A 23,589-nucleotide genomic window follows, 5' to 3' on the forward strand; every position below is an offset into this window, starting at 1 on the left:
GCAGGAGAAACGAACCATGCGTTCACATTGCTTGACGGTACCGTTACTGGCCCTGCTTGCCAGCGCCTCGAGTTGGGCTGCCGATTGCCCGGCCTTGCTGCAGGGCAGCCTGCCAGAGTTGCGCGGCAAGGGGCAGGTCGACCTGTGCCAGCGTTTTGCCGGCAAGCCGCTGGTGGTGGTCAATACGGCCAGCTATTGCGGCTTCGCGCCGCAGTTCGAAGGCCTGGAGGCGACTTACAAGGCGTATCACCAACAAGGCCTGGAAATGCTTGGCGTGCCCTCCAACGATTTCAAGCAGGAAGATGCCGATAGCGAGAACACGGCCAAGGTCTGTTATGCCAACTATGGGGTCACCTTCACCATGACCAAGGCGCAGCCGGTGCGGGGCAAGGATGCGATTCCGCTGTTCGCAGACCTGGCCAGCCAGAGCAGTGCGCCGAAGTGGAATTTCTACAAGTATGTTGTCGACCGCAAGAGCAAGGTGATAGGCAATTTCTCCAGCCTGACCAAGCCGGATGATCCGGAATTCCGGGCCGCCATTGAAAAGGCTATCGCCTCGCAGCCGTAATGTAGCCGCGCTTGCATGCGCGCGGGCTTTTGCTTCCAGGTGCGCGATAGCCTCTGGCTGAAAGCGAATCAGCGCTGGTTTGTATTGCCAGCAGGTAGCGTGGCGGGTTACGGGTTATTCACTTCGCATGCACCGTGATCGCCACTAACCGCACCACCAACGGCCTGACCATCAATACGCAAACGAACGCCACCGGCATCGCCAATTGATACGCCTTCAATACATTACTCAGGTAATCCGGGGTTATCCCGGCATTGGCCGCCGTAATCACGAAGCACATCAACAGCGCCATGATCGACGACATGTAAAAGGCAAAAACGTAGGGCGTGGCGCCCGGGTGCAATTTGCGTCGGCTGCGCGCCTGCGACAGGTTACTCATGCGAACTCCTGAAAGGTAGGTGGAGGCACAGGTTAGCAACGCACCTGACTGCAACTGTAGACCAGCCAAAGTGAGTTCTTTATAAAGAGATTCTTACGAATCCAAGAGCCAAGCATGGATCTGCTCAATGCCATCCGCAGCTTCATCAAGGTGGTCGAAGCCGGCAGCATCGCCGCCGGCGCTCGCAACCTGGGCCTGAGCCCGGCTGCGGTCAGCCAGAACCTGGCACGCCTGGAAAGCCACCTTCAGGTGCGCCTGCTCAGCCGCACTACCCGCAGCATGGCGCTGACCCCCGCCGGAACTCAGTACTATGAGCGTGTCCGGCACGTCGAACGCGACCTGGCCCTGGCCGAGCAAGCCGTTACTACCCCCGACAGCGAGCCCCAGGGACGTTTGTGCATTGCCTCGACCTCCGCCTTCGGCCGCCACGTGCTGGCGCCGCTGATACCCGCGTTCAGTGCCCGCTACCCCCTGTTATCGATAGAACTGGTAACGACTGATCGTCGGGTCAACCATGCGCGGGAAGACGTGGATGTAAGCCTGCGCATTACGCCGCAGCTGGAAGACCACATCCTGGCCCGGCACATTGCCCGTATACCGTTCGTTTGTTGTGCCTCGCCCGGTTACCTGCGTAGCGCCGGCGTGCCGGCCACACCCGAAGCCTTGCGTGATCACCGGTGCCTGGTGTTCCGCTACCCCGTGGATGGACGTTTCCTGCGCTGGGGGTTCATGCGTGACGGGCTACGTTTCGAGGCTGAGTTCGGTAGCGTATTGATCAGCGATGACATCGATGCCCTGACCCAGATGGCACTGCACAATGGTGGCATCACCCGCTTGGCCGAGTTCATCGTACGGCCGCACCTGGCCTCTGGCGCGCTGGTACCGTTGTTCGAATACCGCGACAGCGGCCAGGCCTATGCCCAGACTGAGCCGATGGATATCTACCTGTGCCTGGCCGACCGTTTTGCCATGACCGCAAAAGTCCGCGCGTTCATGGACTACCTGCGAGAATGCCTGGGTGACAGCTGGCAATCGCAGGCATGAAAAAACCGCCACCAGGGCGGTTTTTCATGTGGCGCATACGAATCAGAAGCGGTAGGTGAGGGATGCACCAATACCGTGTGCACTGTTCTCGTACTTGGCCTGGTAGGTGCCTTTCAGCGCCTGCTGGGTCGGCGAGCCCGACACGTTGTTGACCTTGGTATCCTCTTCCCACAGGTACGAGTAGGCCACATCGATGGTCATGTCGTCGTTCGGGCTCCAGCCGGCACCAAAGCTGACCGCTTTACGATCGCCAGTCGGAATGCGTGGCGAGCGATCGTGGTTGTTGGTAGGCGACTGGTCGACCGAGAAACCTGCACGCAGGGTCCACTCCTTGTTCACCTTGTAGGATGCACCAATGGCGTGGGCCCAGGTGTCATGCCAGTTCTGCTCTTCGGTGATGGTTTGCAGCGGGTAGGCCGATGGTGCGTCGTTCTTGACGATGATGCTTTCCAGGCGGCTCCAGCGCGTCCAGGTGCTACCTGCGTACAGCGTCCAGTGGTCATCCAGTTCATGGGTGATCGAGAAGTCCACCGACTCCGGGGTTTTGACCTTCAGACTGGCGTCGAACCTGCCGCTGAGGCCAAGCTGTGGAATCGGGTAGGAAACACGGGTGTTGCCTTCAAGCTCGTAGTCGACCATCGAATGGTAGGTCAGGCCCAGGCGGGTACGGTCGGTAGCCTGCACCAGAACACCGATGTTGTAGCCGACCGCGGTGTCGTCGCCCTTGATCTTCACCTCGCCATCCGGGCCGTTGGGGCCCAGCAGGGCCTTGCTGCTCAGGTTGGAGCCGAGTTCACCCTTGATGCGGTTGATGGTCGGGCCAAAACCGATCGATACCTTGTCGTTGAAGGCATAGCTGATGGTTGGCTGGAAGGTGACGACCTCGACCTTGCTCTTCTTGCCCCAGTAGCGCGCCGCGTCACCGCTGCCGTAGTCGGTGATCAGACCGAATGGCACGTAAACGCCGAAGCCCACGCTCCAGTGTTCATCGAGCGGTTTGACGTAGTAGCCCATTGGTACGCCCACGAGCGGGACCATGTCGCCATCGGTTTCCCCCCCGAAATTGCTACCACGGCCCGAAATATCAGTCTTGGCAATGACGGCTGCGCCACCCACGGTAACCTGTTCGCGCTTCAGGCGCGACATGCCGGCAGGGTTGCCGTACACCGTACTGGCATCTTCGGCAGAAGAGGAACGCCCTGCAAAACCGGTTCCCATGCCGCTGATGCTTTGTTCGTTCAGCGCGAACCCGGCGGCCAGCAACTGGCTCGAAGCAAGAGCAACGGCAATGCCGAGGGAGGTTTTGAGCATTACTTTTTTCATTATTAGAAAACTCCTTGGGATCTCCGGGGCGAAACGCTACCAACAAATCACGCGTCGCGCTATAGCCGCGATCGAGGGAGATAGAGCGGTTTTGTAGGACAATCCGACCAAAGTTCCCTTTTTTTCGGGAATCTTGTAGGAGGAGTCTTAAGATGCCTGCGGCAATTTCTGGTTTATGCAGGTGTGCCAAGCGTGGGTGAAATCGCGCAGGCGGCCTTGTGGGTTGAAAACCTGGCGCCAGATTCGCGCCTGCGCCAGCAGGTCATCGGCGGCGGGCAAGGGGGCGGCCTGCGCTTCGACCAGCATCCAGGCAATGGCGGTGGAGTAACGCAGGTTGACCGCAAGTTCCAGGTGCGGGCCGCCGAGGAAGGCGTGCTGGCTGGCGAGGCCGCGGACCAGGCTGGCCAGGTCGGGATCGCGGGCCAGGTAATCGTCCCACAGCGCTTGATGACGATGTTCGCCGATGCGGTACAAGCCATGTCCGCGCCGGTCGTGCAGGGCCGAGCCCAAGGCCGACTGGCTGGCGGCGATGCCCAGCAGCAAGGCTTCGGCGCTGGCGCTATGACGATTCAGGTAGACCAGGGTGGGTCGGATCACATACTGACACAATTCATTCGCCGCGATACCCATGATGCCCTCGACCAGTTAAGGGCCGGACGGGCGCTGGAGCTTGGCAGCTAGTGAATGATCAGGCCCGCCGGAAGCGGCAAGTACCGCTCGAGTTGAAGTGTAGTGTGATAATGGTCGTGTAAAAGGCTGTTTTTAAATCGATTGCTGCCTGACGTACCGGGCTATATGCCTTACGGCAATTACGCCGGCATCGTTCAGGCAGGCTTGCGATGGGATGATTCAGCGCTTGAATGCCGCCGTATTCATCGTTCACGCGGTGAGCGACTGACGGGTGCGGTCGATGACCGCTTGCAGCGGTTCACTGCGGCTGTACTGCTCGGGGTACAGGCGCTCGGTGTGGCAGGCGACGCCATGTTCGTCTACCAGGGTAAAGCTGAAACTGCCCTTGCGGGGGGCAACGATCAGGCACTTCAGCGGCGAGAAGGCCTGGGAAAGGGTGCCAATGGCAGCCTGAATTTGATGATGGGTTTGCATATTGTTGGAGGTTCCTGCTTTAAACACGGGGGTTATGATCCGTGCATGATAGAAACGTTCCAGTGACGCCTTTATTAAGGGACGAACGAACCTGACTGGAACAGGGCAGCCAGAGGGGGCGCAATCAAAAAAGTGGGCGCTTGGGCTGACTGGTAGGTACTTCAGAGGGCAGGCAGCACGCCGGGGCGAAGGTTCTAGGCCGTCGGGGTGGGATCCTGATCAATCTGTCACGTGATTCGTGCTTGGGCAGCGCAAGGCTGGCGAGTGAATCATCGAATGGGCCGGTCCAGGTTTCAGCAGCTCACACTTGGGCGGTGTGGGTCTGCAAGGACGCTTGAGGCCAGAATTGACTTTCAGCTTGGTACTAACGAGGCGCACCTTACCGGAAATGCAGGCGCTTGGCAAGCATCACAGGCTTGTTCAGGTTAGCCGCGCAGTATGGCGCTTATTTTCCAGGCCTGGAAGGGGGCCAGATGACCCGGAACCGATCTGATGTCCTCTCCCTGCACCCAAATGAAGGTTCCAGGGTGGACTTGTTCACACTCGCAACGGCGCTTGTAACGGCTTGGCAACAGGCTGCGATGCGCTCGCCAATGCCTTGACTGGGCGGTTAAGTCAATGAAAAAAAACACTATTTTCAGCTGGTGAAAAAATCGTCAGTTTGACCGAAAGCCCCGATCTGCGGGGGTTTGCGGGGTATGGGAGGGGGTTGTCCACCGAGTTATCCACAGGAACTGTGGATTGTCCGAAGCGCTTGCTCTAGGACGGGCGTGCCAGCAAGGTAATGAACTGTTCGACAATCGCCAGGCTCCAACAGGGCCTCGATCCATTCACTTGAAAACGTCAAGAAAAGATCGCTGAAAACTTTTTGCAATGTTGTGGAAAATGCCCCAGCTGGACGCAGCAAGAGGGGGTGGCCCTCTGCTGTTGCGTAATCCGCGCCGCAAGCGTTTGCTGATAAGCTGCGCAGCAATCATCCAGGATCATTCGGGGTAAGCATGGCAGTGGATCTGGCCAGCGTTCTGCTGGGCTTGGTGGCGGGGGCCTTGCCCTGTCTGGGGTGGATCATGCAGCTACAGCGCCGCCAGGCGGCGCGGCAGGCCGAGCAGGCCTTGCTCGAAGAACGCCTTGGCGCCGCCCTGTTGGCCCAGACTGGCCTGCAGGCGCAGCTGGACGCCAGCCGCGACGAGATCAGCGATCTAAGTGAAGCCAACTCGGTCAAGCAGGCCCAACTGGCGGCCCAGGGTCGCGAGCTGGAATTGCTCCAGATCGACCGCGACAACGCCCGCGATGCTGCCCATGCGTGGAGCCTCGAGCGCGCCAGCCGCGAAGCCGAACTGCGCCGTCTGGAGGCCCAGACTGCGCGCCTGGAGGCCGAATTGCGCGAACAGCAGGAAAGCCACCAACAGCGTCTGGAAGACTTGCAGGAAGCCCGCGACACCTTGCGTGCACAGTTTGCCGACATGGCCACCAAGATCTTCGATGAGCGCGAACAGCGCTTCGCTCAGACCAGCCAGCAGCACCTGGGCCAGTTGCTCGACCCACTCAAGGAGCGGATTCAGGCCTTCGAAAAACGCGTGGAGGAAAGCTACCAGCAGGAGGCCCGTGAACGCTTCTCGCTGGGCAAGGAGCTGGAGCGCCTGCAGCAGCTGAACATGCGCCTGTCCGATGAAGCCACCAACCTGACCCAGGCGCTGAAGGGCCAGAAGACTCAGGGCAACTGGGGTGAGCTCATTCTTGAACGGGTGCTGGAGCATGCCGGCCTGGAAAAGGGCCGCGAGTACCAGACCCAGGTCAGCCTGAAGAGCGCCGACGGCGAGCGCTTCCAGCCTGATGTGCTGATCATGCTGCCCGGCGACAAGCAGGTGGTGGTGGATGCCAAGGTCAGCCTCACGGCCTACCAGCAGTTCGTGGCCGGCAATGACGAGGCTGCGCTCAAGCAGCATGTGCAGTCGCTGCGCAGCCACGTCAAAGGCTTGTCGAGCAAGGATTACAAGCGCCTCGAAGGCCTGCACAGTCTGGATTTCGTGCTGCTGTTCGTGCCGATCGAGGCGGCCTTCTCGGCGGCCTTGCAGGCCGAGCCGAACCTGTTCCAGGAAGCCTTCGACCGGCATATCGTGATCGTCAGCCCGACTACCTTGCTCGCCACCCTGCGGGTGATCGACAGCCTGTGGAAGCAGGAGCGCCAAGGCCAGAACGCCCGCGAAATTGCCGAACGTGCCGGCTGGCTGTACGACAAGTTCGTGTTGTTCATTCAGGACCTGGACGAGCTGGGCAGCCGCCTGCAGCAGGTGGACAAGGCCTATGCCGCCGCGCGCAACAAACTGTGCGAAGGGCGCGGCAATCTGGTCAGCCGCAGCGAACAGCTGAAACTGCTAGGTGCCCGCGCCAGCAAGAGCCTGCCGGCCGACTTGCTGGAGCGGGCATTGTCCGACGAAGCGATGCCCGAGGAAGTGCTTACTGAACCAGGCTCAGATGGCGATTGAGCAGGGCGCGCAAGGCCGCCGGCTTGACCGGCTTGGCCAGGTAGTCCAGGCCCGAAGCATGCACCATCGCGAGGGTTTCCTTGCTGCCGTCGGCGCTGATCACCACGCCCGGCACCGGCTCGCCAAGGCGCGCGCGTAGCCAGCCCATCAGCCCGATACCGGTCTCGCCGTCGTCCAGGTGGTAGTCCACCAGCGCCAGGTGCGGGCGCATGCCCTTGGCCAGCAGGGCTTCGCATTCGGCCTGGTTGCGCGCGGTCCACACCTGGCACCCCCAACGGCTGAGCAGGCTGTTCATGCCGATCAGGATGCTGTCTTCGTTGTCCACGCACAGCACCTGCAGCCCCGCCAGTGGCTGACCGGCCTGTTCCACCGGGGTGCTGGCCGCCGGCGCCGCCTGACGGGCAATCGGTACGCTGACGCGGAACACCGTACCCTGGCCCGGCCACGAGCGTACTTCCAGCCTGTGGCCCAGCACCCGACACAGCCCGTCGGCGATCGCCAGGCCAAGGCCCAGGCCTTTCTCGGCTCGGGTCTGGTGGCTGTCCAGGCGCTTGAACTCCTGGAAGATCACCTGCAGCTTGTCGTCAGCGATGCCTGGGCCACGGTCCCACACTTCCAGCCACAGCCGTTCGCCCTGGCGTCGTACCCCCAGCAGGATCGGGCTCTTGCCATAACGCAGGGCGTTGGTCAGGAAGTTCTGCAGCACCCGGCGCAGCAGCTTCATGTCGCTCTCCACCCGCAGGCGACTGCCGCGCAGGCGGAATTCCAGGCCTTTTTCGGCGGCCAGCAGCTTGAACTCGGCGCCCAGGGTGTCGAACAGTTCGTTGAGGGCGAAGGGCTTGGGGTCCGGGGTGATCTTGCCGTTTTCCAGGCGCGAGATGTCCAGCAGGTCGCTGATCAACTCTTCGGCCGAGCGCAGCGAGCTGTCCATATGCTGCACCAGTTGCCGGGCCTCTTCGTTCATGCCTTCGGCCTGCTGCGACAGGGCCGCGGAGAACAGCCGCGCCGCGTTCAGCGGTTGCATCAGGTCATGGCTGACCGCGGCCAGGAAGCGGGTCTTCGACTGGCTCACGGCTTCGGCATGGCTCTTGGCTTCGGACAATGCCTGGTTGAGTTGCGACAGTTCGTGGGTGCGTTCGGCAACCCGTTGCTCCAGGCTTTCGTTGGCGTCACGCAGGGCCTGCTCGGCCTCGCGGAACGGCGTGATGTCGGTGAAGCTCATGACGAAGCCGCCGCCCGGCATCGGGTTGCCGATCAGCTCGATCACCCGGCCATTGGGGAACAAACGCTCCGAGGAATGCGCGCGGCCCTGACGCATCCAGTGTAGCCGGCGCGCTACGTGCACTTGCGCTTCGCCCGGGCCGCACAGGCCGCGTTCGGCGTTATAGCGGATGATATCGGCAATCGGCCGGCCTACGCTGATCAGCCCGTCGGGGTAGTTGAACAGCTCCAGGTAACGGCGATTCCAGGCCACCAGGTGCAGGTTCTGGTCAACCACGCTGATGCCCTGGTTGATGTTCTCGATGGCACCTTGCAGCAGGGCGCGGTTGAACTGCAGCACCTCACTGGCTTCGTCGGCGATGCGCACCACGTCTTCCAGCTGCATGTCGCGGCCTTCGATGGCGGCCTTGACCACCGCGCGTGTCGATGAGGTGCCGAGCACCCCGGCCAGCAAGCGTTCGGTGTGTTCGATCCAGTCACCGTCGGCGTTCTGGTTGGGGTTGAAGCCCTTGCCCTGACGGTAGGCGAAGCGGATGAAGCTTTGCCGCGCGCGCTCTTCGCCGACAAAGCGCGAGGCCAGGGTCAGCAGGTCGTCGATCTGCACCGCCAGCAGCGGCTTGCTGCTGGGGCGGGCACTGGTCTGCTGGCCGATGAAGCGGCCGGCCTGCCAATGCTCGGAAACCCGCGTGCGCGACAGCACCGAGACCCAGGCGAAGAGGGTGAAGTTGCCCGCCAGCGACAGCACCACGCCTTGGGTCAGCGGGCTGATCGGCAGGTTCAACGGGTTGCCGTGCAGCCACGCCAGCCCCGGAAACAGTTGCAGCGACCAACCCACACTGTGCGCGGCAATCGGCAGCACCAGGGTATAGAACCAGAGGAAGATGCCCGCCGCCAGGCCGGCGAACACGCCGCGGCGGTTGGCCTGCTTCCAGTACAGTGCGCCGAGCATGGCCGGGGTCAACTGGGTCACGGCGGCGAAGGCGATCTGGCCGATGGTCGCCAGGCTGGCGGTGGAGCCGAGCAGGCGGTAGCTGACGTAGGCCAGCAGCAGGATCACCACGATGGTCACCCGGCGTACCGACAGCATCCAGTGGCGGAACGCCTCGAACGGCCGCTCGGCGTTGGTCCGGCGCAGCAGCCAGGGCAGCAGCATGTCGTTGGAAACCATGGTCGACAGCGCCACGGCCTCGACGATGACCATGCCGGTAGCCGCCGAGGCGCCGCCGATGAACGCCAGCAGGGCCAGGCTCGGGTGGGCCTCGGCCAGTGGCAGGCTGATGACGAACGAGTCTGAAATCACCGTGCCCGGCAGCAACATCTGCCCGGCCAGGGCGATGGGCACCACGAACAGCGCGGCCAGCGCCAGGTACATTGGAAACACCCAGCGCGCCAGGCGCATGTCCTGGGGTTCGATATTCTCCACCACGGTGACGTGGAACTGCCGTGGCAGGCAGATGATTGCCATCATCGCCACGGCGGTCTGTACCACCATCGACGGCCAGTTGATGGTTTCTTGCCAGTAGTCCTGCAAATGGACCGACTGGCGCGCCTGGTTGAACAGGTCGTCGAAGCCGTCATACAGGTTGAAGACGACGAAGATGCCCACGGCCAGGAAGGCCAGCAGCTTGATCAGCGATTCGAAGGCGATCGCCAGGACCATGCCACGGTGGTGTTCGGTCACGTCCAGGCTGCGGGTGCCGAAAACGATGGCGAACAGTGCCAGCACCAGCGACACCACCAGCGCGGTGTCCTGCACACGCGTACCGGTGGCGTCGGCACTGGCGCCGATCAGCAGGTTGACACCCAGCACGATGCCCTTCAGTTGCAAGGCGATGTAGGGCAGTACGCCGACCAGGCAGATCAATGCCACCACGACTGCCAGGGTCTGCGACTTGCCGTAGCGTGCGGCGATGAAGTCGGCGATCGAGGTGATGTTCTGCTGTTTGCTTATCAGCACCATCTTCTGCAGCACCCATGGCGCGAAAATCAGCAGCAGCACCGGGCCCAGGTAGATCGGCAGGAACGCCCAGAGCTGTTCAGCGGCCTGGCCGACCGCGCCGAAGAAGGTCCAGCTGGTGCAGTACACCGCCAGCGACAGGCTGTAGACCCAGGCGCGCAGCTTCGGCGGCAACGGCGTGCTGCGGCGGTCGCCGTAGAAGGCGATGGCGAACATGATGGCCATATAGGCCAGGGCGACCACGGCGATCAGCCCGCTGGACAACGACATGAAGACTCCGAAGCAAAAAAGATAACGCGGTCCCGATCAATCAGTCTGGCACGCAGGTGCCGCTTCGTCAGCGCAGACCATGGTCGCAGTGGCAGGTGGTCGCAGGGTGCATTTCAACCTGTGTGAGTACCCAGCCAATAGAACACCCCTGCCAGTATCACCGACAACACCAGCAGGTAGAAGATCGCCCCGGGCCACAGATGCACCAGGGCAAATCCCACCATCACCGGCCCCAGCGCCGCGCCCAGGTTGGATAGGTTCTGCGCACCGTAATACACCCCGCGCAAGTGTTCCGGTGCAATCAGGTCGATGAACATGTACTCGGCGGGGATGACGATGATTTCGCCCAGGGTGAACACCAGCATCGCCAGGCACCACATCAGCGTCGACCCGGCCAGGGCAAAGCCCAGCAGCCCGGCGATGAACAGGCTCATCCCGGTCAGCAGCCAGGGCATCAGGCGCTGGCGGCTGATACGTCGGCCGATCAGGTACTGCAAGGCAATCACCGTCACTGCGTTGGTGGTCACCAGATAACCGACCAGGCGTGCTGCCTCGCTCGGGCTGCTGGTCACCACCAGGTACTGCGACAGGTAGGCGGTGAACTGGCCGAACACTACCGCGCTCAATACCCCGCCGAGGGTGAAGCACACCAGCCGACGGTCAGCGGCCAACCCTAGCGCCACCTGACCAAAGCCGGCACCGGGTTTGCTCGGCGCGCGGGCCTGCAGGCCGCGGTCGCCAAGGCGCCAGTAGGCCAGGCTCATGGCCAGGCCAAGCAGGGCAGAAACGATGAACGGCAGGTGGTTGTCCAGCTCCAGCATGGCCACGCCCAGCAGCGGCCCGGCGGCATAGCCGACGTTGCTGAGGGTGTATTTGATGGCGAACACCTCGGCCCGCTCTTGCACTGGCAGCAACGCGCAGAAGCCCGCCTTGGCGGCGATGTCGACCACTGCCAGGGCCAGGTTGATCAGCACCAGGCAGATGAAGAAGAGCATCGCTGCGCGGCTGGCAACGGCACCCACGAATGCCAGCGCGAACAGCAGCGAGCACGCGCTGACCAGCGTGTGGTTGCGCAAGGTATCGACCAGGTGGCCGCCATACAGGCTCAACAGCGAGGCGACAATCAGCGCACCGCCTATCAGCAGGCCGATCTGGCTGATCGGCAGCTGGAAGTTATCGGCCAGATACACCACCAGGTAGGGCAGGGTAAGGGCGCGGGCGACGGTGAGCGTGAAGGTAGTGAGCAGCAGAAGGCGAACGGTGTGCGGGTAGCGTTTGATGGCGGCGAGCATTGCCACGTCCTTGTTGTGCTGGTTTGCCGGGCTCAAGCATATGCCAACAGTGGCCCGCTGCGCAGGCAATTCGCGGACGTGCCCGCGAAGGATGTCGGAACAGGCGATCGCTGAGTCTCAGGGCACCAATTCAAAGCTGGCTGTCTGTACTGTTTGCGAGTCCAGACCGACCATTACGTCGAATCTGCCGGGTTCGCCAGCGCAGGTTGCGGTCGACGAAGCTGAGCGCGGAAGGGGGCAGATGAAGGTTTACCTCTCGCACCTGTCCAGGTGCCAGCCACAGTTTTTCGAAGCCCTTCAGTTCCTTCACCGGCCGGCTTATCGAGGCGCTCCGGTCACGGAGGTACAGTTGCACGACCGTTTCCCCTGCGCGCAAACCGTCGTTGCGGACAGTCACTTGCACCTGAAGGGCTTGTCCGGAGAGCAAGCGAGTGCTCGACAAGCGCGGCGAAGAAACGCTGAAGTGGGTGTAACTCAGGCCGTAGCCGAAGGGGTAGAGCGGCGTATCGTCGATGTCGTAATAGCGTGAGCGGTAGGCTGATGGCCTGGCCGGATCGAACGGCCTGCCTGTGTTGAGGTGGTTATAGTAAAGAGGGATCTGGCCCACGCTGCGTGGGAACGTGACAGGTAGTTTGCCTGACGGGTTGTACTCGCCAAAGAGTACGTCGGCGATGGCGTTGCCACCTTCGCTGCCACTGAACCAGGTTTCCAGTACAGCATCGGCCCATTGGCTTTCCTCGTTGATGGTCAGTGGCCGGCCATTCATCAGCACCAATTTCAGCGGTTTGCCGGTCGCCTTCAATGCTCGCAGCAGAGCCCGTTGCTGCCCAGGCAGGTTCAGGTCGGTTCTGCTGGCGCCCTCATGAGACATGCCGCGCGCCTCACCCAGTGCCGCCACCACCACATCGGCCTGACGAGCCGTGGCCACGGCCTCGGCAATCATGGTTTCAGCGGGACGTGAGTCGAAGCTGACCTGGTTGTCTGCAAGCAGGATGAAAGCCTGCGGGTTGTCACTGATGTTTGCCCCCCTTTGCATACAGCAGGCGTGCGCCGGGGGACTGGGCACCTTGTAACCCTTGGCGCAGTGTCACGGCCTGCTCGGGTTGGCCATTGGCGTGCCAACTGCCTAGGATATCCACGGCATTGTCGGCGAGGGGGCCGATCAGGGCGATGGTTGCTTGCCGGCTCAAAGGGAGCACCTGGTGACTGTTTTTCAGCAGTACCAGCGAACGGCGTGCCATATCTCTGGCCTGGGCACGGTGCAGTGTTTGTTCGGCGTTGTCCGGGGTAGCCCGCAGACGGCGATAAGGGTCATCGAACAGGCCGAGTTCGTATTTGGTGGCCAGCACCTGGCGAACGGCGTTGTCGAGGTGTTGCTCAGGCACCTTTCCTTGCATGACCAGGTCCGGCAGGTCGTGGACGAAGTAGCGGTCGCTCATGCTCATCTGCGTGCCGGCCATGAGTGCAGCCTGTGCGGCTTGCCTGCCGTTTTCGGCCACACCATGGGCGATCAGTTCCTCGACGGCGCCATGGTCACTGATAACCAGGCCGTTGAACTGCCATTGCTGGCGTAGTGTGTCCTGCAACAGCCAGGCGCTGGCGGTGGCTGGAACACCGTTCAGGGTGGTCAGCGTGGTCATCACCGCACCTGCCCCGGCATCCAGCGCTGCCTTGAACGGCGGAAGGTAGTCTTGTACAAGGCGCCGTTCACTGATGTCCGTGGTGTTGTAGTCCCGGCCGCCTTCCACCGCGCCGTAGCCGGCAAAGTGCTTGACGCAGGTCATCAGGCTATCCGCCGCGCCCAAGGCCGGCCCCTGCAGTGCAGGTATCACCGTCCTGGCGATACTTGTCACGAGGTAGGTGTCTTCGCCATAGCCTTCAGACATCCTGCCCCAGCGCGGATCGCGGCTGAGGTCCAGCACTGGGGCGAAGGTCATGTCCAGGCCGTCAGCGGTGGCTTCGCGTGCGGCGGAACGCGCATTCTTGGCAATCGCCTGCAAGTCCCAGCTGGCGGCCTGCCCCAGGTTGATGGGGAATATCGTTCGCCGGCCGTGCACCACATCCCCTGCGAAAAACAGTGGGATGTGCAGTCGGCTGCGCTGAACCGCGGCATCCTGCAGTTCACGCAATGCTGCCGGGTCTGCTTGCGCCGCTGTGAACATGGCACCGACTTGGCCATTGGCAATGCTGGTGAGCATGGCCTGCGGGGGCGGGCCTGCGTCTGCATACACCATGCGTAACTGGCCGACCTTTTCGTGCAGGGTCATCTGCGTCAGCAGTTGATCGATAAAGCGGTCCTTGCCTGTCTGCGTGCCGCTGGCAGGGACGTCGGCAGCCATCGCGCATGCAGCCAGTGCTGGCATGAGCCTCGTCATGACCCAATTCAGGCGGGCGAGCAGCGGTTCCATCCGATCGATTCGCGGCTGATAAAAGCCGACAATGGCGCCTGGACGCTGCAACGCGCTACTGGTAGTTCTATCAGTTGACGTCGACGATGTGGCTTGGCATGGCCCGAGCGCATTCTAATAAGACAACTGCCATCCATGGCTGACCAGGACCAAGGACGATGAGTCATTCCTCGCAATTCACCTTGCTCGGCAAGCGGCGTTTCCTGCCGTTTTTCATCACCCAGTCGCTGGGTGCGTTCAACGACAACCTGTTCAAGCAGTCGCTGATCCTGGCGATCCTGTTCAAGCTCAGCCTGGGCGACGGTGACCGTTCGATATGGGTCAACCTGTGCGCCTTGTTGTTCATCCTGCCGTTCTTCCTGTTCTCGGCGTTGGGCGGGCAGTTTGGCGAGAAGTTCGCCAAGGATGCGTTGATCCGGGCAATCAAGCTGGCCGAGATCGCGATCATGGCGGTCGGCGCGCTCGGCTTCGTCACCAACCACCTGGTGCTGATGCTGGTGGCGCTGTTCGGCATGGGCACGCATTCGGCGCTGTTCGGCCCGGTGAAGTACTCGATCCTGCCGCAGGCGCTACGCGAAGAAGAACTGGTCGGCGGCAACGGGCTGGTGGAGACCGGCACCTTCCTGGCCATCCTCGCTGGCACCATCGGCGCCGGAGTGATGATGTCGGCCGACAGCTATGCCACGGTGGTGGCCGGCGGCGTGGTCGGCACGGCGGTGCTGGGCTACCTGGCCAGCCGCTGGATTCCGCGCGCCGCCGCCGCGTCGCCGCAAATGCCACTGGACTGGAACATCTTCAGGCAGTCCTGGGCGATCCTGCGCATGGGCCTGGGGCAGCCGCCGGCGGTGTCGCGTTCGATCGTCGGCAACTCGTGGTTCTGGTTCGTCGGGGCCATCTACCTCACGCAGATCCCGGCCTATGCCAAGGACTGGCTGCACGGTGACGGTACGGTGGTGACCTTGGTATTGACCCTGTTCTCGGTCGGTATCGCCCTGGGCTCGCTGCTGTGTGAGCGGCTGAGCGGGCGCAAGGTGGAAATCGGCCTGGTGCCGTTCGGCTCGTTCGGCCTGAGCCTGTTTGGCCTGCTGTGGTGGTGGCACTCCGGCGATGTGCCGGCTGCCGCCGCCGCGCACGACTGGCTGGCGCTGCTGGGCATGGGCCAGGCCTGGTGGATCCTGCTGTCGATCGTCGGCCTTGGCGTGTTCGGTGGCTTCTATATCGTGCCGCTGTATGCGCTGATCCAGGCCCGCACTGCCGAAGACCAGCGCGCCCGGGTGATCGCCGCCAACAATATTCTCAATGCCTTGTTCATGGTGGTGTCGGCGCTGCTCACCATGGTTCTGCTGGGCCTGGCCAAGTTGACCATCCCGCAGCTGTTCCTGGTGGTATCGCTGCTCAATATCGTGGTGAACCTGTATATCTTCAGGATCGTGCCCGAGTTCACCATGCGCTTCCTGATCTGGCTGCTCAGCCATTCGATGTACCGCGTGCAGCACCGCGACCTCGAGCGCATTCCCGAGCAAGGCGCGGCATTGCTGGTGTGCAACCACGTGTCGTTCGTCGACGCGCTGCTGCTCGGTGGGGCGATCCGCCGGCCGATCCGTTTTGTCATGTATTACAAGATCTACAACCTGCCGGTGCTCAATTTCGTGTTCCGCACTGCGGGTGCGATTCCGATTGCCGGGCGCAATGAAGACCTGGCCACCTACGAGCGCGCTTTCACCCGGATTGCCGGGTACCTGGCTGATGGCGAACTGGTGTGCATCTTCCCGGAGGGCAAGCTGACCGGCGATGGTGAAATCGATGTGTTCAAGGGCGGCGTCAACCGCATCCTCGCGGAAACCCCGGTGCCGGTGATTCCGCTGGCCTTGCAGGGGCTGTGGGGCAGTTTCTTCAGCCGTGACCCGGCCAAAGGCTTTTTCAAGCGCCTGTGGTCACGGGTAACCATCGTGGCAGGCGCCGCCATCCCGGTGGAGGCCGCACAGCCGGAAGCGTTGCGCGAGCAGGTGAGCCGCCTGCGCGGCGACCTGCGCTAGGGAAAAACGTTAGCTGGCGCTGACCTTCAGGCCGACCAGGCCGGTAACGATCAGCGCCACGCTTACCAGGCGGACCAAAGCCATGGATTCGCCGAACAGGATGATGCCGGCGATTACCGTGCCAACGGCGCCGACCCCGGTCCAGATGGCGTAGGCGGTGCCCAGCGGCAGCTCTTTCATGGCCAGGCCCAGCAGGCCCAGGCTGATGGCCATGGCGGCGACGGTCAGTGCGGTGGGCAGCGGCTTGCTGAAGCCGTCGGTGTATTTCAGGCCGACGGCCCAACCGACCTCGAACAGGCCGGCGAAGAACAGGATGATCCAGGACATGGTGGGTCTCCATCGTTGCAAATGATGGGGCCGTCCCCGGAATGGTCACGCGCTGCGTCGTGAGGTCGTCCTCACCGTGGGCACCATGGTGCACATATGCGGCCCACTGGGCAAGCCTGTGCGGCCTCCGCGGGTAAACCCGCTCCCACAGGGATCTCCACAATTTTCAGACCTGTGCAGTACCTGTGGGAGCGGGTTTACCCGCGAAAGGGCCCGTACAGGCAACATCAATGCCTGGCCGGCTCCCCGCCTTCAGCTTCTGCCACCGGTTCCCCCAAGCGCCGGAACCAGGTCGACAGCAGCGCCCCGGAAATATTGTGCCAGACACTGAACAACGCACTGGGTACCGCCGCCAGCGGCGAGAAATGCGCCGCTGCCAGCGCTGCACCCAACCCTGAATTCTGCATGCCCACCTCCAGCGCCAGCGACTTGCGTTGGGCCAGCGGCAGCTTGCACAGCTTGCCGGTCAGGTAGCCGAGCAGATAGCCGAAGCTGTTGTGCAGCATGACCACTGCCATGATCAGCAGCCCTGACTCGGCGATTTTCGCCTGGCTGGCCGCCACCACTGCGCAGACGATCATCACGATGCTGACCACCGACACCAGCGGCAGCACCTGCACTGCCGCCTGCACCTTGTTGCCGAGCAGGCGCTGGGCCAGCACGCCGAGCACGATCGGCAGCATCACCAGTTGCAGGATCGACCAGAACATGTCCATGAAGGACACCGGCAGCCAGGCCGATGCGAGGAGCCAGATCAGCGCCGGGGTCAGCAGCGGGGCGAGCAGCGTGGTCACGGCGGCGATTGCCACCGCCAGCGCCAGGTCACCCCGTGACAGCCAGACCATCACGTTCGACGCCGTGCCACTCGGGCAGCAGCCGACCAGGATCACGCCCACGGCGATTTCCGCTGGCAGCTGGAACAACTGGCACAGCAGCCAGGCCATTCCCGGCATGATCACGAAGTGCGCGACCACGCCCAGCATCACCCGCCACGGCTGGCGGGCGAGGGCGGCGAAGTCGTCAAGCTTGAGGGTAAGGCCCATGCCGAACATCACCAGGCCCAGCAGGGGCACGATGGCTACCTTCAGGGCGATGAACCATTGCGGTTGCAGGAAAGCCAGCACGGCAAACACCAGCACCCACAGGGCGAAGGTGTTGCCGACGAAGCGGCTGAGGGCGGCGATGGCAGGCATGGGGCAAGTCCTTTTCCAGTGATGTCCTGGTACTTTCATGGGCCCGATCGCAGGCAAGCCAGTGCCCGCAGATACGGCACACACTTCAGAACCTGTGACGTAGCGGTGGGCGCTGGCTTGCCAGCGATCGGGCCGGTGCTGTCTGGAGGTTTCCTCATCCCAGCACCGGCGTTTCAAACCAGTCAGACCCCTTGCGGGATCTCTTCGCCACCCAGCGCCTCGAACAGCGCCGGCAGGAACTCGGCAAAGGTCATCATCATCAGCTGGAAGCTGGCGTCGAACTGTTGCGCAGCTTCATCGCCGCCATCCTGTTCAGCCTGCTCCTGCAGCAACTCCTCGAACTTGACCCGCTTGATCACCATCTTGTCGTCCAGCACGAACGACAGCTTGTCCTGCCAGGCCAGGGCCAGCTGGGTGACCACCTTGCCGGTGCTCAGGTGCAGCTGGATTTCTTCGCTGGTCAGGTCCTGGCGCTTGCAGCGCACGATGCCGCCGTCTTCGGCGGTGTCGCGCAGTTCGCATTCGTCCAGCACGTAGAAGCCTTCGGCGGCCTGCTGCGACTTGACCCAGTCGGTCATGGTGGCGGCTGGTGCGATCTTCACCGTCGCCGGGCGCACCGGCAGCGAGCCCATCACTTCACGCAGGGTGGAAAGCAGGTCTTCGGCACGCTTGGCGCTGGCCGAGTTGACCAGGATCACCCCCAGGCGCGGGGCGATGGCGGCGAAGATCATCGAGCGGCGGATGAACGCGCGCGGCAGGAAAGCCTGGATGATTTCGTCCTTGATCTGGTCGCGTTCCTTTTTATAGACCTTGCGCATCTGCTCGGTCTCGATCTCTTCGACCTTTTCCTTGACCGCGTCGTTGACCACGCTGCTGGGCAGGATGCGTTCTTCCTTGCGCGCGGCAATCAGCAGGTACTCGCCGCTGACATGCACCAGGGGAGCGTCTTCGCCCTTGCCGAATGGCGCGACGAAACCATAGGTGGTCAGCTCCTGGCTGGCGCAGGGGCGGGCCGGCTTGCTGGCCAGGGCCGCTTCCAGCGCTTCAGGCTCGAACGGGACTTCCTGGGTCAGGCGGTAGGTCAGCAGGTTCTTGAACCACATGAGGGGCAATCTCTCGTTAATGCATAAGGCGGGCATTATTCTCCGAGCGGTGCTCCGAGGCCAACCCTGTCAGAGGGCCAGCAGCCATCTGGATGCCGGGAAAATGCCCGGCAGCGCTAGGTCTTTGAAAGATCTCGAATTTTTTTTGAAAAAAGTCGAAAAAACGCTTGCCAGGGTAGCGGGGCGTCCGTAGAATGCGCGCCACACCGAGACGAAGGGTGATTAGCTCAGCCGGGAGAGCATCTGCCTTACAAGCAGAGGGTCGGCGGTTCGATCCCGTCATCACCCACCACTCGATGTTTAGCGCAGCGGTAGTTCAGTCGGTTAGAATACCGGCCTGTCACGCCGGGGGTCGCGGGTTCGAGTCCCGTCCGCTGCGCCATATTCCACTTCCAGGGCCTACTGAACACCCGGAAGTCACAGAGAAAGCGACCTTAGGGTCGCTTTTTTTGTTTCTGCTGTTGAACCAGCCCATCGCTGATGTTGCCATGCCGGTCAGTGCCCCAGCCTGGCGCCAGGGCGGGCAGGGATGCCATTGCATGGTGCATGCCCGTCCTGGCCCTTTCGCCGGAAAGCCGTGCCTACGGGGGCCCACGTCAGGATGGCAGGCTGTGCAGTACCTGCGGACGCGGGCTTGTCCGCCAACGGGTCGGCACGGCTGGCCCGCAAATTGCTGATAAACGCCTGTCCAGGGCTGTCAACGTCGACCGCCCGCAAACCTTCACGACAAAGGCGCCGTGTTGCCCCGCTTGCCAAGCAAGCCGGGCAGCCGGCGCCTTTTTGCGTTTTCACAGGAGCCCGCCCCATGGCCAACAGCGAAGTACGCAGCGTCTGCCCCTATTGCGGCGTTGGGTGCGGCATCGTCATGAGCGTTGTCGATGGCAAGGTCGGCAAGATCAGTGGCGACAAGCAGCACCCTAGCAACTTCGGTCGCCTGTGCACCAAAGGCCTTACCGCACACCTGCCGCTGGGCGCCGCCGGGCGCATGGCAGACGCCTATGTCCGCCAGCAGCGCAACCAGCAGCCGGCGCGCACCAGTATCGACCAGGCCATTGCCGAGGCTGCCGCACGCCTGCGCGGCATCATCGACCAGCACGGCCCTGACGCCGTGGCACTGTACGTGTCCGGGCAGATGTCGCTGGAAGCCCAGTACCTGGCCAACAAGTTGGCCAAAGGTTTCATTCGCACCCGTCACATTGAGTCCAACTCGCGTCTGTGCATGGCCAGTGCTGGCAGCGGCTACAAGCTGTCGCTCGGCGCCGATGGCCCGCCCGGCAGCTACCAGGACTTTGACCACGCTGATGTGTTCCTGGTGATCGGGGCGAACATGGCTGATTGCCACCCTATCCTGTTCCTGCGCCTGCTCGACCGGGTCAAGGCCGGCGCCAAGCTTATCGTCGTCGACCCGCGGCGCAGTGCCACCGCCGACAAGGCCGACCTGTTCCTGCAGGTACGTCCTGGCACTGACATGGCCTTGCTCAACGGGCTGCTGCACCTGCTGCAGCGCAACGGCCATACCGACCCCGATTTCATCGCCCGCCATACCGAAGGCTGGGATGAACTGGCCGGCTTTCTCGACGACTACCCCCCGCAACGCGTGGCCGCGATCACCGGCCTGGCTGAGGCCGACCTCATCAAGGCCGCCGAATGGATCGGCACCGCCAGCAACTGGATGAGTTGCTGGACCATGGGCCTGAACCAGAGCATTCACGGCACCTGGCACAGCAATGCCCTCTGCAACCTGCACCTGGCCACCGGTGCCATTTGCCGCCCCGGTAGCGGGCCGTTTTCGCTGACCGGCCAGCCCAATGCCATGGGCGGCCGCGAGATGGGCTACATGGGGGCCGGTCTGCCGGGCCAGCGCTCGGCGCTGGTGGCGGCGGACCGCGCCTTCGTCGAGCGGCAATGGAGTTTGCCGCCTGACAGCCTGCGGGCAGAAGAAGGCGAGGGCACCATCGCCTTGTACCAGCAGATGAAAGCGGGTGAAGTCAAAGCCTGCTGGATCATCTGCAGCAACCCGGTGGCCAGCGTTGCCAATCGCCAGCAAGTGATTGATGGCTTGCGTCAGGCCGAGCTGGTGATTGCTCAGGATGCCTTCCTCGACACTGAAACCAACCGCTACGCCGACATTCTTCTGCCTGCCGCGCTGTGGGCCGAAGGCGAGGGCGTGATGATCAACAGCGAGCGCAACCTGACCCTGATGCCGCGCGCTGTGGCGCCGCCCGGGCAGAGCCTGCCGGATTGGCAGATCATTGCCCGGGTTGCCTGCGCGATGGGCTACGCCGATGCCTTCGACTACCCTGATGCCGAAGCGGTATACGAAGAGATCCGCCGCTTTCACAACCCCGCAACCGGCTACGACCTGCGTGGCATCGGTTATGCCGAGCTGCGCGAGCAACCGCGCCAGTGGCCCTGCGCGCCCGGTCGCGACGACCCGCGCAGCCCGTTACGCTACCGCAACGATGGCAGCAGCCAGGCGCTGCTGCACGATGCCTGCGGTGAACGCCCGGCACTGGCCTTTGCCACCAGCAACGGCAAGGCGCGCTTCTTCGCCCGCCCCTGGCTGCCGGCGGCGGAGTTGCCAGATGCTGATTACCCCATGGTGCTGAATACCGGCCGTGTGCAACATCAGTGGCACACCCTGACCAAAACCGGCAAGGTGCCGGCGCTGAACAAGCTGGAGCCTGGCCCTTTTGTCGAGCTCCACCGCGAAGATGCCGCACGGCTGGGTATCGCGGAAAAGGACCAGGTGGCCATCCGCTCGCGCCGGGGGCAAGCCGTGTTGCCCGCGCGTATCAGCGACCGGGTGATGCCGGGCAACTGCTTTGCCCCGTTCCACTGGAACGACCTGGTTGGCGATCAGCTGGCGATCAATGCGGTCACCTGCGATGCGGTCGATCCACTGTCGTTGCAGCCAGCGTTCAAGCACTGCGCCGTGGCCCTTGAGCGGGTTGCCGGTGAACGCATCGAAGCCTCAGAACTGAGCGCTGCCGTTGCGCAGCCAGCGCGCAGGCCAACCGCTGTGCTATCACAGGTGCTTGGTCTGGACGCGCTGCCAGTTCCGGCGCTGGCCGAGCAAGAGCGCCACTACTTGCAAGGGTTCCTGCTGGGCCTGGACCAGGTCCACGCCGAAGGCGTGCGCTGCCTGCCGGCCAATGCACCGCTGGCCAGCAATAGTCGGCTGTTCGTCGATGGCTTGCTGGCCGGGCTGTTCGCCCAGCCTGCGCCAGTGCAGCAAGCCGCGCCGGCAGCCCCACGTCACCAGGTACTCTGGGCCTCGCAGACCGGCAACGGCGAGCGGCTGGCCGAGCGCTGTGCCGCATATTTGCGCAGTGCCGGTCTCGTTGTGCAGCTCAACTGCATGGATGCGGTCAGCCCGCATCAGCTGCAGGGCGCGGCCAGCGTCGTGCTGATTGCCAGTACGTTCGGTGATGGCGATGCGCCGGATAGCGCAACGGCGTTCTGGCGTGCCTTGCGAGGCGAGGAGGGCGCCCGTTGTGCCGAGCTGCCCTACGCCGTGCTGGCCCTGGGCGATTCCAGTTACCAGCAATTCTGCGGTTTCGGTCGCAAGCTCGACCAGCGCCTGGCCGAGCTGGGTTGGCGACGCCTGCTGCAACGGGTCGATTGCGAGCCGGATTTCGACGATGCCTTCGCTGCCTGGCTCGATGCGCTGCTGCCAACCCTGGGCAGTGTGGCTGCACCGCAGCCGCGCAGCGCAACCGCACCGGCGGCGGCCTGCAGCAAGCAGCAACCCTGGGCCGCCACCGTCCTGGAGAACCGCCTGCTCAACGGCGCAGGCGCCGCCAAGGAAACCCGTCAGCTGGTCTTCGACCTGAGCGGTAGCGGCTTGAGCTATGCCCCAGGTGATGCATTGGGGGTATGGCCGCGCAACTGCCCGGCGCTGGTCGATGAACTGCTGGCGCTGATGCAGCTCGATGGCCAGACCATCATCGAGCTGAAAAACCAGCCTCCCATGCCGTTGGTAGAAGCCTTGCAAGCGCACCTGGAGATTGCCAAGGTCACCCCGCAACAGTTGCAGGCTTTTGCCGGCAATGCCCCGGACCTGCAGCGGCTGCTGCAGCCGGAGTGCAAGGCCGAGCTGCAGGACTGGCTGTGGGGCCGGCAACTGGTCGATGTGTTGCACGCCTTCCCGCAGCAACTGCCGCTGGCCAGCTGGCTCGAACTGCTCAAACCGCTGCAGCCGCGGTTGTACTCGATCAGTTCCAGCCCCCTGGCGCACCCTGGACAAGTGCACCTGACCGTTTCCACGGTGCGCTATGGCTCACGCAAAGGTGTGTGCTCAAGCTTCCTTGCCGACCGCGCGCAGTCACTGAAGGTGGCGATCTTCCCGCAGGTGTCGCAGCACTTCCGGCTGCCCGAGGACGACAGTGTGCCGCTGATCATGGTCGGCCCCGGCACCGGCATTGCGCCGTTCCGGGCCTTCCTCGAGGAACGAGAGGTGCGTGGAGCCAAAGGCGCCAACTGGCTGTTCTTCGGTGAACAGTACGCGGCAACCGATTTCTATTACCGGGAGCAATTGCTGGCCTGGCAAGCCACAGGGCACTTGCGCCTGGACACGGCCTTCTCGCGGGACCAGGCGCAGAAAATCTATGTGCAGCAGCGCATGCTGGAGCGCGGCGCGGAGCTCTGGCAGTGGCTGCAGGCGGGGGCTTACTTCTATGTGTGTGGTGATGCGCAGCGCATGGCCAGGGATGTGGAGGCGGCGTTGCGGGTGATCGTGGCCGAGCATGGGGGCATGGATGCGGCGGCAGCTGCGGCTTATGTCGAGGCGCTGGGCAAGGCCAAGCGGTATCGGCGGGATGTGTATTGAATGCGCCAAGATGGGGAGTGATGCACTTGGAGTGTGCATTTACTACG

Annotated in this window: 14 protein-coding genes, 2 tRNA genes and 1 pseudogene; 7 read left to right on the top strand and 10 right to left on the bottom strand. The window is 63.0% G+C overall.

The annotated features are described in order from the left end of the window. The first annotated feature begins 16 nt into the window (after positions 1–16). The gene (locus B4L76_RS15690) at positions 17–568 is read left to right on the top strand and encodes a glutathione peroxidase (protein WP_296233737.1); all 552 of its coding nucleotides are present in this window, start codon (positions 17–19) and stop codon (positions 566–568) included. A gap of 118 nt (positions 569–686) precedes the next feature. On the opposite strand, the gene B4L76_RS15695 is transcribed toward B4L76_RS15690, so the two are convergent. Beyond that, positions 687–947 (bottom strand): DUF2798 domain-containing protein, encoded by a 261-nt coding sequence (locus B4L76_RS15695; RefSeq protein WP_296233738.1) that lies wholly within the window; start codon positions 945–947, stop codon positions 687–689. A gap of 114 nt (positions 948–1,061) precedes the next feature. Between B4L76_RS15695 and B4L76_RS15700 the strand changes: the two genes are divergently transcribed. Continuing rightward, positions 1,062–1,991, top strand: a complete 930-nt coding sequence (locus B4L76_RS15700; protein ID WP_296233739.1) for a LysR family transcriptional regulator — start codon at positions 1,062–1,064, stop codon at positions 1,989–1,991. A gap of 42 nt (positions 1,992–2,033) precedes the next feature. Here B4L76_RS15700 and B4L76_RS15705 read toward each other — a convergent pair whose 3' ends face one another. The 3 genes from B4L76_RS15705 to B4L76_RS15715 all read right to left on the bottom strand — a co-directional run bounded on the left by B4L76_RS15705 (position 2,034) and on the right by B4L76_RS15715 (position 4,418). Beyond that, positions 2,034–3,314: an OmpP1/FadL family transporter gene (locus B4L76_RS15705; protein ID WP_296233740.1), complete on the bottom strand. Its 1,281-nt coding sequence runs from the start codon at positions 3,312–3,314 to the stop codon at positions 2,034–2,036. A 147-nt stretch (positions 3,315–3,461) separates the two neighbouring features. Further along, positions 3,462–3,944: a hypothetical protein gene (locus B4L76_RS15710; RefSeq protein WP_296233741.1), complete on the bottom strand. Its 483-nt coding sequence runs from the start codon at positions 3,942–3,944 to the stop codon at positions 3,462–3,464. 249 nt (positions 3,945–4,193) lie between these two features. Next, positions 4,194–4,418 (bottom strand): hypothetical protein, encoded by a 225-nt coding sequence (locus B4L76_RS15715; protein ID WP_225776701.1) that lies wholly within the window; start codon positions 4,416–4,418, stop codon positions 4,194–4,196. Between the two features lie 1,112 nt (positions 4,419–5,530). Here B4L76_RS15715 and rmuC point away from each other — a divergent pair. Further along, positions 5,531–6,904 (top strand): DNA recombination protein RmuC, encoded by a 1,374-nt coding sequence (rmuC, locus tag B4L76_RS15720; RefSeq protein WP_296233784.1) that lies wholly within the window; start codon positions 5,531–5,533, stop codon positions 6,902–6,904. On the opposite strand, the gene B4L76_RS15725 is transcribed toward rmuC, so the two are convergent. The 3 genes and pseudogenes from B4L76_RS15725 to bglX form a co-directional block, all read right to left on the bottom strand. Next, entirely contained in the window at positions 6,876–10,352 is a 3,477-nt protein-coding gene (locus B4L76_RS15725; RefSeq protein ID WP_296233742.1) for a hybrid sensor histidine kinase/response regulator, read from the bottom strand. The genes rmuC and B4L76_RS15725 overlap by 29 nt on opposite strands. A gap of 113 nt (positions 10,353–10,465) precedes the next feature. Next, positions 10,466–11,644 (bottom strand): MFS transporter, encoded by a 1,179-nt coding sequence (locus tag B4L76_RS15730; RefSeq protein WP_296233743.1) that lies wholly within the window; start codon positions 11,642–11,644, stop codon positions 10,466–10,468. Positions 11,645–11,761: 117 nt separating this feature from the next. After that, a pseudogene (bglX, locus tag B4L76_RS15735) lies at positions 11,762–14,019 on the bottom strand (beta-glucosidase BglX). A 191-nt stretch (positions 14,020–14,210) separates the two neighbouring features. Between bglX and B4L76_RS15740 the strand changes: the two are divergent. After that, positions 14,211–16,088, top strand: coding sequence for a 1-acyl-sn-glycerol-3-phosphate acyltransferase (locus B4L76_RS15740; RefSeq protein ID WP_296233744.1), 1,878 nt, complete (start codon positions 14,211–14,213; stop codon positions 16,086–16,088). A gap of 9 nt (positions 16,089–16,097) precedes the next feature. On the opposite strand, the gene sugE is transcribed toward B4L76_RS15740, so the two are convergent. From sugE to rdgC, 3 genes are all read right to left on the bottom strand, one after another. Then, the gene (gene sugE / locus B4L76_RS15745) at positions 16,098–16,415 is read right to left on the bottom strand and encodes a quaternary ammonium compound efflux SMR transporter SugE (RefSeq protein WP_085675375.1); all 318 of its coding nucleotides are present in this window, start codon (positions 16,413–16,415) and stop codon (positions 16,098–16,100) included. A 227-nt stretch (positions 16,416–16,642) separates the two neighbouring features. Next, positions 16,643–17,608 (bottom strand): bile acid:sodium symporter family protein, encoded by a 966-nt coding sequence (locus B4L76_RS15750; protein WP_296233745.1) that lies wholly within the window; start codon positions 17,606–17,608, stop codon positions 16,643–16,645. A gap of 182 nt (positions 17,609–17,790) precedes the next feature. Further along, the gene (gene rdgC / locus B4L76_RS15755; protein WP_296233746.1) at positions 17,791–18,711 is read right to left on the bottom strand and encodes a recombination-associated protein RdgC; all 921 of its coding nucleotides are present in this window, start codon (positions 18,709–18,711) and stop codon (positions 17,791–17,793) included. Between the two features lie 216 nt (positions 18,712–18,927). Here rdgC and B4L76_RS15760 point away from each other — a divergent pair. From B4L76_RS15760 to B4L76_RS15770, 3 genes are all read left to right on the top strand, one after another. Continuing rightward, a tRNA-Val gene (locus B4L76_RS15760) sits at positions 18,928–19,003 on the top strand. Between the two features lie 13 nt (positions 19,004–19,016). Then, positions 19,017–19,093, top strand: a tRNA-Asp gene (locus B4L76_RS15765). Between the two features lie 423 nt (positions 19,094–19,516). After that, positions 19,517–23,542: a bifunctional nitrate reductase/sulfite reductase flavoprotein subunit alpha gene (locus B4L76_RS15770; protein WP_296233747.1), complete on the top strand. Its 4,026-nt coding sequence runs from the start codon at positions 19,517–19,519 to the stop codon at positions 23,540–23,542. The last annotated feature ends 47 nt before the right edge of the window (positions 23,543–23,589 follow it).

The organism is Pseudomonas sp. UBA4617 (genome assembly GCF_002386445.1).
Taxonomy (GTDB): domain Bacteria; phylum Pseudomonadota; class Gammaproteobacteria; order Pseudomonadales; family Pseudomonadaceae; genus Aquipseudomonas.